Origin of the sequence: Paenibacillus thalictri, from assembly GCF_004307995.1 — a bacterium.
GTDB lineage: Bacteria > Bacillota > Bacilli > Paenibacillales > NBRC-103111 > Paenibacillus_AF > Paenibacillus_AF thalictri.
The window spans coordinates 154,269-166,811 of sequence record NZ_SIRE01000025.1 but is presented as its reverse complement, the minus strand read 5'-3'; the positions used below and the strand labels follow the sequence as shown (position 1 = coordinate 166,811).

Genomic DNA, 12,543 nt, shown 5'->3' with positions numbered 1-12,543 from the left:
CAGGCGCGCAGCCGCCCGCAGCGGCAGCGGACGCCAGCGCGGCCACGGCGGCAAAGCCCGCGCCAGCCGCGGCGGGCGGCGAGCTGCCGGGCGAAGCCGGCTTCAAGCCGGCGGCGGAGACGGCGCAGCTGCGGCTGCTCGCGGACAGCGCGAGCGGGCACTTCCGCGTCGAAGACAAGCGCAGCGGCGAGGTGTTCCGCTCGTATCCGACGCCGGAGACGTGGGCGCAGGAAACGATCACCGGCGCTTGGCGCAATCATTTGCGTTCGCCGGCGATTCTTGAAGTGATCGACATCGCCAATACGAAAGCGCAGCCGAAGCTGATCAACATGACCGAGGACAAAGGCGCCGTCGAAAGTTTCCAGCTGATCGACAACGGCTTTAAGCTGATTTTTCATTTTAAAACAAGCGGCATCAAAATCCCTGTCGAAGTGAAGCTGGAAGGCGACGCCGTCGTGACCAAAGTGGAGGACGGCGCGATCGAAGAAGGCAAGCTGAGCTTGCTTAATATGAAGCTGTACCCGCTGTTCGGCGCACAGCCGTCTTCCGGGCAGGAAGGGTATATGGTCGTTCCCGACGGGCCGGGGGCGCTGATCGATTTCCACGAAAACCACTCCGGAGACAAGTCGGTATACCGCGAAAGCATCTACGGCAGCGACAGCTCGTTTTTTAACGAAAATACAAAAAGACTGGACGTCAAAATGCCGGTGTTTGGCTTAAAGTCGGGCAGATCGGCGTTTGTCGCCGTCATGGAGGGCGGCGAGGAATATGGCAAGCTGTTTGCTTCTCCCGCCGGCGCCTATGGCAGCTACAACTGGATTACACCCGAGCTGCAATACCGGATGAAGTTTTTTCAAAATACGAGCCGCAAGGCCAAAAACGGATTTTTTACGTACAGCAAAAACCGTTTCGAAGCGAAAAGCCGCACGACCAAATATTTCATTCTCCCTCCGGGGCGGGATAGCTACGTCGGCATGGCTGCGCGTTACCGCGACTATTTGATGCAATCGCAAGGGCTGCAGAAGCTGAAAAATACCGGCAGCAAGCTTCCGTTGTATTTGGACATTGTCGGCGGAGACCGGAAAAACGGGCTGCTGTGGGACAGCTACATTCCCGCTACGACAACCTCGCAGGCGATGGAGATGGTCAAACGTTTGTACGGTCTTGGCGTCGAAAAAATGAACATCAATTATGTGGGCTGGCAAACGGGCGGCTACAGCTCGCACGGGGGATTGTTTCCGGTCGATCAACGTCTGGGCGGCAACGACGGCATGAAGCGTTTTATCGAATTTGCCCATTCGCTGCAAATGCCGGTGACGCTGACGGCCAATTATACGCTGAGCGATAGCGGCGGGAATGGCTTTAACAGCAGGTACGACGGCTTGCGCAATTTGGCCGGCAGGGTGCTTGATTTTGAGAACTACTACAACAAGGAAGTCAGCACGTTGGTTAGCCCCGGCTTCAGCTTGAAAACCGTCGAACGCGATCTGCCGCTGTATAAGGAGCTTGGAGCCGACGGCATTCATTTTGAGCAAGGTATCGGCCAGCAGTTGAACAGCGATTTTAACGACCGCTACTTTGCTTCGCGGACGGAGGCGATGGGCATCCAAAAGCGTATCTTGCAAGCAGCAAAGCAAACGCTGGGAGGCGTAAGCGTGGAGCAGCCGAATGGGTATACGGCAGGTGTGATCAACCATCTGCACCGTTTGGCCGACGATTATTCCTACGACCTGATGACCAGCCGCCCGATCCCTTTTGCGCAGATTGCGCTGCATGGGCTGGTGACGTATTCTTCCGAGTGGGCAAACGTACGCGACCAGTTCAAGAACGGGTTCCTCAGAAGCGTCGAATATGGCGCAAACCCGTCGTTTCTATTCGCAAACGCGGAGTCGCGGGAGATGAAAGGCGCGTATTCTCTATGGTATTACAGCTTGAATTACCGCGATTGGGAGCTTACCGCCGTGGAGGAATATCAGCGGTACAATCAGGCGCTTGGCGATGTCCAGGACAAGTTCATTACCGGCCACAGGCAGCTTGCCGATCAAGTCTACGAAACAACATATGAAACAGGCAAACGGATCATCGTCAACTACGGCGCGGAACTTTATACGGACGGTACCGTCCGGGTGCCGGCGTCGGACTTTATCGCCATTCCAGGAGGGAGCGGTCCATGAAACGAAAAAGATGGCTTAGCGCGGCCGCCGTCCGCAAGCTGGAAGGCTCAATTATGATTGCGCCGTGGGTGACCGGTTTTCTCGTGTTTATTGCCTTTCCGCTATGTTATTCGCTTTATATGAGCTTCAACAACGTGAAAATTACGGCAAGCGCGATCGAATACAGCCCGGTCGGGCTCAAGTATTACCGGGAAATACTGCTCGCTGACGGCGGGCTGCTGTACAACGACTTGTTTCCATTTTTGCGGCAGTCGGTCATTATGATTCCGGTGATCGTTGTCTTTTCGCTGCTGGTGGCGATTTTGCTGAACCAGCGGTTCAGGGGCAGGGCGCTGTTCCGGGCTGTCTTTTTCCTGCCGGTTATTTTCTCCACGGGGCAAATCATCTCCGAATTCATTACGCAAGGGGAAGGCGTGTTGTCGTTTGTCGAGCAGTTCCAGCTGGCCGATTACGCCGCCGAATATTTGCCCGCCGCCTGGGCAGCGCCGGTTGTGAAGGTGCTCAGCTCGTTTGTGCTCGTATTGTGGTATTCCGGTGTGCAGATTTTGATATTTTTGGCCGGCCGCCAAACGATATCCAAGTCGGTCTACGAAGCGGCACGCATCGACGGGGCGGATCCGTGGGAAACGTTCTGGAAAATTACGCTGCCGGGACTCAGCCCGTTTATTATGCTGAACTCGATCTATTCCGTCGTCGATCTGTTTACCTTCCCGAGCAACCCGATCATCGCCAAAGTGAATACATCCAATTACGGCTTGTCCAGCGCGCTGGCGTGGATTTATTTGCTTATCGTGATGTTGTTTCTTGGACTGATCTTTTATGTCTTCGCGCGTCTCAACCGCTCGACCCGTCCTATATAACCAATCATTAGGCGGGCGGCGGTTTTGTAAATATGTATTCATAGGATCCGCGGAGGGAAAGGGATGGTACGGAAAGTTTACGTCCGCCTTCTGCCTCCACGAAAGGAGAATCGCCATGGAAAAAATGCTGCGGGAGCTGAAGAGCTTCCGCGCCGATGCCGCAAGCTTGCTGCGCTTGTGGAACAAGCTGAAACAATGGCTGCTCGGCAAAGAAGCCGATAAAGGGCTTATTTTTAAGCTGTTTTTGTACCTCATCTTGATCGACACCGCTTTTATTTACGTGAAGCCGATTTTGTACATGGTAACTACGATGGTCAAAGACGCGGCCGATTTGTTTGACCCGTCCGTCATTTGGGTGCCGCGTTCGATTTTTCTCGGCCACCTGCAGGAAGCGATGAGGCTGCTGCAATACGGGCAGGCGTTTACGATCAGCATGATTGTTTCATTGTCGGTTGCGGCGCTTCAGGTCATCTCCTGTTCAATCGCCGGATATGCGTTTGCGCGGATGGAATTTCCGCTGAAAAAGTTTTGGTTCGTCTGCCTGATCCTGACGTTTGTCATCCCGCCGCAGGTGACGGTGCTGCCGATGATCCTGATGTTTAAGCAGTTCGGCTGGATCAATACGTATTATCCGCTCATCATTCCGGCGATTTTTGGCTTCGGGCTGAAGGGAGCTTTGTTTGTCATCATCTTCCGGCAATTTTTCAGTACGCTGCCCAAAGAGCTGGAAGAAGCGGCAAAAATCGATGGAGCCAGCGCATTTCGCGTCTTTTTCCGGGTGATGCTGCCGATTTCCTCGTCCGCTACGATTGTCGTGTTTTTATTTTCCTTCGTTTGGAACTGGAACGATTTTTATTATCCGAGTATGTTTATGTTTTCCTCCAAGGAAGTGCCTTTGTCGATCAGCTTGTCGCGTCTCGCCGCCGCTTTGGCCGCGGAGACGGAGCAGACGGGTCTTGGCATCTTTGCCGAGCCGATCAAAATGGCTGCTTCGTTCCTGATCATCATGCCGCCGCTGATCGTATACATGTTCACGCAGCGCTGGTTCGTGGAAAGCGTGGAACGTACGGGTCTTGTCGAATAATGCGGTTTTCCGGTAAGATGAAAGCAGCAATGCCTGGCGTCCGACGTCAGGCCAATGATGGGAACATCATATGATGAACTGGAAAGCATGAAGCGAAGGCGGGATTCCGTTGCGTATTTTGCTCGTAGAAGACGAACCGAAAATCCGCGAGGTGCTTGCGGCCTATTTAAAAAACGAAGGCTGGGAAGTCGACTTTACGCCCGACGGCAACGAAGCGCTTGCGTTGTTCCGCAGCCGTGCGTATGATCTGGTCATTCTCGATCTGATGCTCGAAGGGCTTCCGGGCGAGGAAGTATGCCGCGAAATCCGCCAAAGCTCGTTTGTGCCGATTGTGATGATTACGTCCAAATCGCGGGAAAGCGACGCGATTATCGGCTTGAATCTGGGGGCCGACGATTATATTGTCAAGCCGTTTCGCGTCAAGGAGGTTGTGGCGCGCATCCATGCGCTGCTCCGCAGAACCCGGCAGTATACGGCCGAAGCGGAAAAAAACGCCGTGATGTCTTTTGACAAAGGACGGCTTGTGCTTGAACCGGAAACGGGCACGGTGCTGGTGCGTGGCGTGCCGGTCAGTCTGACGGCGACGGAACTGAAGCTGCTGTGTGTGCTGGCTTCGAAGCCGGGCAAGGTTTTTGCACGCAATGATTTGACCTATGAAGTGTTGGGCTACCGGTTTCAGGGAGAAAGCCGCACGATTGATACGCATTTGAAAAATTTGCGCAAAAAAATCGAAGAAGATCCGAAGGAACCTCAGTATGTTTTGACGATGATCGGCTCGGGTTATAAGCTTGCGGCGGCGCTTGACGGGAAGGAACCGTAAGATGAACGTGTTTTTCCGCAGGATGAATGTCATCTTATTTGTGGCGCTGCAGGGCAGCTTTTTGCTGATGATCGGCATTATTGTATCGGTATTTAACATAAACTGGGGAAGTGTGTTCGACAAGTACCAGCAGGACCAGTTGGCCGTTAACGCTTATAAAATGATTGACGATATGCGCAATGAGCAGATGACCGTCGGCCCGTTCGACGAAGATGCGAAGTTGTGGCTGAACCGGCGCGCGACTCTGTATGGCGTGCTGATCCGTTACGGCGCTGCCGAGACGGCCCCGCCGTGGTTTGATATGTTCAGCCGCATGGACAAGCGGGACGATATGGTCGTGCAGTCTTATCCGCTGATCGACCGGGGTGTGCGCAAAGGAGATCTGCAGGTCGGATATTTGAAAACGCTGAATGAGCTCGATCCGAATGTCATCGCTTATCAGCAAACGATGCGCAGCCGATCGGCCTGGTTGTTTGGCATTGTCGCCGTGCTTTCGGTGTTTGTCAGCTATTATGTGGCCAAGCTGCTGTCGCGGCATCTGCAGAAGCTGCAGGAAACGGCGGAATTGATCCGCTATGGCAACCGGACCGTTTATGCACCTGTGCAGGGCCCCGAGGAAGTGCGCAGGCTGGCGGCGGCGCTCAACGAACTGTCGAAGGAACTGAAGAAACAGGAGGACTGGCGCCATCAGCTGATGGAAGACTTGACCCATGAGCTGCGTACGCCGCTGACTTCGATTTTGACGCAGCTGGAAGCGATGATCGACGGCATTTACGAAGTGAGCCAAGAACGACTATCGCAAATGTACGAGGAGCTGATCCGGCTCAGCCGCCTGATGAACGATATGGAGCGGTTGTCGGAGGCGGAAGCGGCGCAGTTTACGATCGTCCGCAAACGGACCAACGTCGTGCAGCTGACGGAGACGGTATACCGCAATTTTCAGGCTGCGGCCAAAGCCAAGGGGATTCGGCTGGAGTTCTACAATCCGAACGTGCCGTGTTATGCGGAAGTCGACCGGGACAAAATCGTCCAAGTGATCTCTAATATCGTCTCCAATGCGATTAAATACACAAGCGGCGGCGGACATATCGTGCTGGGAGTGAACTACAGCGAAGATACGTCGATTATTTTTTGCAAAGATACCGGCATCGGCATCAGCAAGGAGGATCTGCCTTACGTGTTCAACCGGCTGTTCCGCGCCGACAAGTCGCGCTCGCGTTTCAGCGGCGGCGTCGGGCTTGGGCTCAGCATCGCCAAAGCGCTGGCCGAAGCGCATCAAGGCACGATTGAAGCGGAAAGCGAAGCGGGCAAAGGTTCGGTGTTCCGTGTTACGATCCCAAACCGCTACAAATCAGTATAAGCCGGGAGTAAACCAGCCCGGCCCGTTTCCCGAACGGAGGTCGCTGTCTTTATTGAACTTAAGTCTCCGATAGCTTAGTATCTAACAAGACCTCTTTATAAGTGTTTGTAATGATATAATACGTTAGGCAAAGCTACCCATCCATTGTTTTTCCAATACCGAATTGCGGTTGTATTCTCAAGGTATGCGAACAACATAACGTGACCGATACCCTCTTGTTTGAGTAAAGAGAGACTTCGCTGAACCATCTCGTCCGCTATTCCTTTATGCCGATACTCTTCTGAAACAGCAACATGATATAGAGAGCCGCGTCGCCCATCATGACCGCATAATACCGTTCCTACAATATCGTCACCTTTCTTAGCGACAGTACTGAATTCAGGATTGCGTTTTAAATATGCGCTAATCCTCTCTCTGCTATCGAACTCCAAAGAAATAGTATCGCCAAAGATTTTTGACCAAAAATGAGCGATTTTATCGTAATCCTCAATCCTCATGGGACATATCTGAACTTCACTCATAACACACCTCTTTATTTGGCATGCACAACAATGAAATTGGCCCGTTCAGTTCAACGGCCAGGGGCAGCTGCCGTGGCAATCCGCTTCTTGATTATTCCACTATCGTCCCGTAAGTCCAATCAGTTACCAACGTATCCCAACACCTTTCCCTTGATGCTGGAAACAGGCAAAGGACCATAGATTTGACTGTCAATACTTCTCCACCACGTATCACCCATAACAAAGAGATGTCCTTCGGGAACTTTAATCTTATCCATCCCCATGTTAAAGTATTCTTTCATGGTCTTTAGGCATGATTCGTCACATTGAGCTGAACCTGGCTTATTGACTGACTTAAAATACTCTTCTTCATCGAGTCCCCAACTGAGAGCCTCACCATAGAAGGTATCTAACGGTTTATCGTTAATGTAGATTTTTCCTTTTTTTATTTCAATTTGTTCTCCGGGAAGAGCTATAACCCTAGCAATATTATACTCAGGCGGATTTAGTTGCGGGTATTTGTTTTTATCAATTAAAGGTGTTTTATAGTAAATCACATCGCCCCGATTCATATGGTTTTCATTGAAATATTTCGGATCGACAGCTATCTTCCCTTTGTCCTTAGAACTGTATTCTAAGTTCCTACGTACCATTCCATCGTTTTGATTTTCAATAGCTATAAGGTCCTGTGTCATGACAACTGTCTTTGGCGATTCTTCAGTGATTAAGTCGGTAATGCGTTGCTCTTCGCACCCTATAACGAACAGAAAAAGAAATACAATCACAAGTGACTTCTTCATCGGAATCCCTCCTAATTTCATCATAATCATTAATTGGGAGTACTCCTCAGTAAATTCAAACAATTTCCTGAACTTCCACAGCTGCAGCGAAGCAGGCGGGGAGCCCGGTGCCTGGCGCTCCGGCTCCGGCCAAACAGCCTCGCAGCTAGACTGAACCCAACCGTGCTTGTACTATGGAAAAATGTTCATCCGAACTGATATTTTTTAAGAGGTTATGCCATGACGGGTGCCAATCCCGCCGCCACAATCACTAACACGTCTCGCACCATGTCTTCAGCGCGGCGATTTTGAGGATTTCGACTCCACTGTACGGCTGTTCCCAATATGCCCCAACTGATGACGAGGGCCGTGGATTCAACTAACTCTCGTGAGACGGAGCCATTCGACTCTTCAATCAACCATTTGAGCAGAAGTTGATAAAGTTCTTTTTGCATCGCGATTTCAAACAGTGGTTCATATTGACTGTTCTCTGGAGTCCGAATCATGTACTGCCTGGTAAGGGCAAGAAACTCGAAAATGGTTAAAATGAGGGTTCGCAAGCTGCTCATATTTGATATGGAGGAATTAGGCAATGTTTCCGCCAATTTTCTTTGGAATTTTTCCTTCATCCAACACTCAAGGAAAGCGTATTTATCTTCGAAGTGTGCATAAAACGTGGCGCGATTCACAGTCGCTCGATCCGTAATGTCTTGCACTGAAATGGAGTAGATATTTTTCTTATGTTCTAGCAGTTCCATAAAGGACTGTATTAACAATTGACGCGTGCGTTTCACGCGAGGATCGTTTTGATTTACCGGCATGTTCTACCTCATTCCTCAAATTAGGAATACTAGGACTCCGCAATGGACATCAAATCAAGATATATGAGTGACTCGCAAAGTCAACAAAAACGCAATAATGTTGTCTATACAACGATAACGGCCGTTTGCTGATTGCTCGGATCGCTCAAAAACGTTTATCATTCCTTATACAGTATAGTTTACACGAAACTGATGTTTAAACAACACTGTAATATTTCTTGCCGGCAGCTCGATCGGGTTCATTTAACTCCGGCAAAACAAAAGAAAGGATGATAGGTTTCATGATGGTCTTAACCACTCCTACTGGCCAGATCGGCCGCCAGGTCCTTGACATTGTTCTTGATAGCGCAGAGGCTATTCGTTTGATCGCGCGTGATCCTTCCCGTCTTTCCCCGCGCGTGCGCGAGCGCGTCGAGGTCGTGCAGGGATCGCACGACGACATCGATGTCGTTACCAAGGCGTTTGAAGGCGCTGATTCCGTATTTTGGGTGGTGCCTCCGAACCCACGCGCCAAGAGCGTCCAGGATCACGTTTTGAATTTCATCCGGCCGGTGTGCGAGGCGATCAACAGCCAGGGCGTCAAGCGAGTCGTCGGTATCTCGAGCCTGGGCCGCGGGATAGCCAAGAATGCCGGACAAATCTCAGCGATATTCGCTATGGATGATCTCATTGAGAGCACAGGCGTGAGTTACCGTTCGTTATGCATGCCGGGGTTCATGGAGAATATGCTCTGGCAGGTCGAGTCGATCAAACGCCAGGGGATGCTCTTCTATCCGATGCCCGGGGATCGCAAAGTACCGCACTGCGCTACCCGCGACATCGCCACCGTGGCCGCCAAGCTGCTGCTCGATCACTCCTGGAGCGGACAAGAAAGCATCTCGGTATGCGGTCCCGAGGACTTGTCCTTCAACGACATGGCACAGATTATATCCGAGGTGATTGAGAGGCCGATTCGCTTTCAGCAGGTTCCTGGCGAGACCTATAAGGCCACAATGGTACAGCATGGGATGACTGAGGCGTGGGCGCAGGGGCTGATCGATATGGCGGCTTCGGTTGACCGGGGCATTTACGACGCCGAAACTCGCACCCCGCATTCCGCTGCCCCCACCGGTTTTCGCCAATGGTGCGAAGAAGTGCTCAAGCCAGCTGTTCTGGCTTGAGCATCGCCTCGACGGAACATGCATTCATTCGCAACGGGGGCGGAACGGTTTCTCGGAAATGGGAGCGTAACGATCCGATGGGTACCTCTTGTATCCTTTTTTGCAACGCAGCAATAAAAGAAATCAAAAAAATAAGCGGACCCCAAAAACGACAGGGGTCCGCAACTTCAAAGCCTTTAAGGTTAATCTTATCCGTAGAACATCATGAATCCCGCCAAGTTTATGCAGTATCAAGCCCAGGGGCTTCTTTACCACTAATATTCAGCTATCGTATCCGTCGGAATAAAATGGTTATAGTGTCATAGGGAGTTCCTCTCACAGCACGCATGCGGAACGTCTTTCCGATAGACCGATACGCTCCGCTCGACGCGGCCGAACGGGCAACAAAGCGGCGACGGTATGCTTCGCGGCCGGCTGCGAGTCATCATTTCACCCATACCAAGCTGATCTTCTCCCGCTGTAAATGCTTGATTACCGTTGCCGTTATGGGATAGCCCGCTCTCAGAAGAAGCTTGCCATCCTTGCTGTAAATGTCCTCAGCTACGATCAGACCGACAATAAACTCGGTCACGACTACCTTACGCATCCTCCCACCTCCTCTTCGCCTCTGGCGGAAAAATCGCCAATCACCTTCGGATACAGTATGGAGGAGAAATATGTCAGGCGTATGTCGGCTCGGAAGGCTGCTGCTCCCTAATTATTCCACTATCGTTCTCCCTTAGTTGGATAAAAATGGTTCAAAAATCACTTTCCCTATGTGACCGCTTTGTTGAGCTGCTTTAATTGCTTTCTCATATTCCAGTAGACTAAAACGCGTTCTTGGTGCTTGAATAGTCAATTTCCCATCATGAACTAACTGAAATACATTGCCAAAAGTTTCGTGCCACCGCACATCGGTAATACCTTCAATCCATCTTTTAAGCCAATATGGTTTCACTCCGATATTAGGATGTTTTTGATGTATCTGAGCCCAATTCATTTGGGTTCCTGACATAAGACCAATACTTAGAACTGTGCCGCCTGGACGAATACACTCAATGAGCTCGTGTCCATCTTGCCCGCCAATGCTATCAATACCCGCCGCTGCCCCCATCCCGCAGGTAAATTCCATAACTTTATCGGCAAGCAGTTCTTTAGATGTGTCAATTACCGCCCAAGCACCAAGTGATTGCAGTTCCTGTGTGTGGATATCATTTCTTACTACCGCAATCAATCTGTATCCAAACACCTTTGAAAATTGTGCAAAAATACGTCCGATTGCAGAACCGCAAGCATTTACAATTAACACGTCATTAGACTTTAAGCGCAATTCTTCTGTACAAATAAGCCATGCTGTCATAGGGTTAATGTACATTTGGCTTGCTGTTTCGTCATCAATTCCATCGGGAACTCGAATTGCAAAACTGGCTTTTGTTTTCACGTACTGCTGCCAAGTTCCCTCGCCACGTAGAGGCAGTACCCGTTTTCCTATAAGGGATGTTGTTACGGATGAACCGACGGCCTGAACAATACCAACCCCTTCGTATCCTGGTATTGCCGGCAGCTGGGTCCGATGTTGATAGGCACCGCGAATTGGAATCAGGTCAGAAGGATTGATTGGACTTAAAATCATTCGAACCACTATTTCGTTGTGATGAAGCTGTATATCGTCCACTCGTTGTTCCAATTCCAAGACTTCAAGAGGGTGTCCAAACTTCTTATACTGTAAAGAAATAAACTCCTTAATGCGTCTCACTCCTTACTGGATTGTCCTGCCAATTCCCAAGTCTGCAACTTTATTTTCCTAGTCCTATATTTTTCAGTCTATTGGTTTATTTTCTTTTAGCAGCGGTCGTTTGGCAACTGCCGGTGTGTGTCTGCGGCTACCGAGTGGCGGTATGCTGCATATTTCGGCTTCTCGCGCAAGCACCACGTGTGGCCGCGATGCACACAACAGCCGCCAAACTTGCAAAAATCGCCGGATAGTCATGACAAAACCGCGGCTATGCGTTAGAATCGAATCTAGTACAATGATTATTCCAGCGATTGGAGAGAGTGGCACAAATGAAGTACTTAGGCGCAATAGAGGGCGGCGGCACCAAATTTGTATGCGGGATCGGGACCGCAGAAGGCGAGATTGTCGACCGCGTATCGTTCCCGACGACAACACCGGATGAAACGATGGCAAACGTCATCGCTTATTTTGAAGACAAATCGCTTGAAGCGATGGGCATCGGTTCGTTTGGGCCGATCGATCCGAACCCCGGCAATTCGACATATGGCTATATTACAAGCACGCCGAAACCGCATTGGGGCAATTATAATTTGCTCGGCGCGTTAAAGGAACGTTTTGATATTCCAATGGGCTTCGATCTTGACGTGAGCGCTGCGGCGCTTGGCGAAGCGACGCTGGGAGCGGCGAAAGAGCAGTCCGGCTGCTTGTACATGACTGTCGGCACCGGGATCGGCGCAGGACTGGTCAAAAACGGACAAATCGTAAACGGCTTTACCTCCCCGGAAATGGGCCATATTCTCGTGCGGAGACATCCGGAAGATACGTTTGCGGGAGCTTGCCCTTATCACGGCGATTGTTTGGAAGGGCTTGCAGCTGGACCGGCGATCGAACGGAGATGGGGAGCCAAAGGGTTCGAGCTGGCGCCCGACCATAAGGCTTGGCAATTCGAAGCCGAATATTTGGCGCAGGCGTTTGCCAACCTGATTCTCGTGCTGATGCCGGAAAAAATCATTGTCGGCGGCGGCGTCAGCAAGCAGCTGCATCTGTTCCCGATGATCCGCAGCAGGCTGACCGAGCTGCTGAACGGCTACGTTGTGCATCCGAAAATCCAAGAGCAGCTTGACACCTACATCGTGCCTCCGGGTCTCGGCGATAATGCCGGACTGACCGGCGCGCTGATTTTGGCAAAGCAAGCGCTGCAGGGTCGATAAAACGAGAACTCCGTCCGCCGTATTTATGCCGGAGGAGTATGTAAGGCCTATTTGCGAAGC

12 protein-coding genes are annotated in these 12,543 nt (G+C 51.1%); 7 read left to right on the top strand and 5 right to left on the bottom strand.

Annotated features, from left to right (window positions below):
* From EYB31_RS40430 to EYB31_RS30095, 5 genes are all read left to right on the top strand, one after another.
* Positions 1-2,174, top strand: a 2,174-nt coding sequence (locus EYB31_RS40430; protein ID WP_165452697.1) for a DUF5696 domain-containing protein, incomplete at its 5' end; no start/stop codon positions are given.
* A complete protein-coding gene (locus tag EYB31_RS30110) occupies positions 2,171-3,034 on the top strand; it encodes a carbohydrate ABC transporter permease (RefSeq protein WP_131017193.1) in 864 nt (287 codons plus the stop codon). The genes EYB31_RS40430 and EYB31_RS30110, both read left to right, overlap by 4 nt.
* A 115-nt stretch (positions 3,035-3,149) precedes the next feature.
* Positions 3,150-4,118, top strand: a complete 969-nt coding sequence (locus tag EYB31_RS30105) for a carbohydrate ABC transporter permease (RefSeq protein ID WP_131017192.1) — start codon at positions 3,150-3,152, stop codon at positions 4,116-4,118.
* Between the two features lie 109 nt (positions 4,119-4,227).
* Positions 4,228-4,938, top strand: a complete 711-nt coding sequence (locus EYB31_RS30100; protein WP_131017191.1) for a response regulator transcription factor — start codon at positions 4,228-4,230, stop codon at positions 4,936-4,938.
* 1 nt (position 4,939) lies between these two features.
* Positions 4,940-6,298, top strand: a complete 1,359-nt coding sequence (locus EYB31_RS30095; RefSeq protein WP_131017190.1) for a sensor histidine kinase — start codon at positions 4,940-4,942, stop codon at positions 6,296-6,298.
* Between the two features lie 95 nt (positions 6,299-6,393).
* Here the strand turns inward: EYB31_RS30095 and EYB31_RS30090 are convergent, their stop codons facing one another.
* The 3 genes from EYB31_RS30090 to EYB31_RS30080 form a co-directional block, all read right to left on the bottom strand.
* A complete protein-coding gene (locus EYB31_RS30090) occupies positions 6,394-6,819 on the bottom strand; it encodes a GNAT family N-acetyltransferase (RefSeq protein WP_131017189.1) in 426 nt (141 codons plus the stop codon).
* Positions 6,820-6,938: 119 nt separating this feature from the next.
* Positions 6,939-7,598 (bottom strand): signal peptidase I, encoded by a 660-nt coding sequence (lepB, locus tag EYB31_RS30085; RefSeq protein ID WP_165452696.1) that lies wholly within the window; start codon positions 7,596-7,598, stop codon positions 6,939-6,941.
* A 212-nt stretch (positions 7,599-7,810) separates the two neighbouring features.
* Positions 7,811-8,335: a TetR family transcriptional regulator gene (locus EYB31_RS30080; protein WP_240763020.1), complete on the bottom strand. Its 525-nt coding sequence runs from the start codon at positions 8,333-8,335 to the stop codon at positions 7,811-7,813.
* A 344-nt stretch (positions 8,336-8,679) separates the two neighbouring features.
* Between EYB31_RS30080 and EYB31_RS30075 the strand changes: the two genes are divergently transcribed.
* Positions 8,680-9,558, top strand: a complete 879-nt coding sequence (locus EYB31_RS30075) for an NmrA family NAD(P)-binding protein (RefSeq protein WP_131017186.1) — start codon at positions 8,680-8,682, stop codon at positions 9,556-9,558.
* A 424-nt stretch (positions 9,559-9,982) separates the two neighbouring features.
* Here the strand turns inward: EYB31_RS30075 and EYB31_RS40425 are convergent, their stop codons facing one another.
* Positions 9,983-10,144 carry a hypothetical protein gene (locus EYB31_RS40425; RefSeq protein WP_165452695.1) on the bottom strand — a complete coding sequence of 54 codons (162 nt, stop codon included), beginning with the start codon at positions 10,142-10,144 and terminating at the stop codon, positions 9,983-9,985.
* 132 nt (positions 10,145-10,276) lie between these two features.
* A complete protein-coding gene (locus tag EYB31_RS30070; RefSeq protein WP_131017185.1) occupies positions 10,277-11,293 on the bottom strand; it encodes a zinc-dependent alcohol dehydrogenase family protein in 1,017 nt (338 codons plus the stop codon).
* A gap of 308 nt (positions 11,294-11,601) precedes the next feature.
* Here EYB31_RS30070 and EYB31_RS30065 point away from each other — a divergent pair, with 308 nt between their 5' ends.
* The gene (locus tag EYB31_RS30065; RefSeq protein ID WP_131017184.1) at positions 11,602-12,483 is read left to right on the top strand and encodes an ROK family protein; all 882 of its coding nucleotides are present in this window, start codon (positions 11,602-11,604) and stop codon (positions 12,481-12,483) included.
* Positions 12,484-12,543 lie beyond the last annotated feature (60 nt).

Bases quoted from the DNA above. Each gene is read 5' to 3' on its own strand.
- EYB31_RS30110 (WP_131017193.1), top strand. From the start codon at position 2,171: ATGAAACGAAAAAGATGGCTTAGCGCGGCCGCCGTCCGCAAGCTGGAA.
- EYB31_RS30105 (WP_131017192.1), top strand. From the start codon at position 3,150: ATGGAAAAAATGCTGCGGGAGCTGAAGAGCTTCCGCGCCGATGCCGCA.
- EYB31_RS30095 (WP_131017190.1), top strand. From the start codon at position 4,940: ATGAACGTGTTTTTCCGCAGGATGAATGTCATCTTATTTGTGGCGCTG.
- EYB31_RS30090 (WP_131017189.1), bottom strand. From the start codon at position 6,819: ATGAGTGAAGTTCAGATATGTCCCATGAGGATTGAGGATTACGATAAA.
- lepB (WP_165452696.1), bottom strand. From the start codon at position 7,598: ATGAAGAAGTCACTTGTGATTGTATTTCTTTTTCTGTTCGTTATAGGG.
- EYB31_RS30080 (WP_240763020.1), bottom strand. From the start codon at position 8,335: ATGGAACTGCTAGAACATAAGAAAAATATCTACTCCATTTCAGTGCAA.
- EYB31_RS30075 (WP_131017186.1), top strand. From the start codon at position 8,680: ATGATGGTCTTAACCACTCCTACTGGCCAGATCGGCCGCCAGGTCCTT.
- EYB31_RS40425 (WP_165452695.1), bottom strand. From the start codon at position 10,144: ATGCGTAAGGTAGTCGTGACCGAGTTTATTGTCGGTCTGATCGTAGCT.
- EYB31_RS30065 (WP_131017184.1), top strand. From the start codon at position 11,602: ATGAAGTACTTAGGCGCAATAGAGGGCGGCGGCACCAAATTTGTATGC.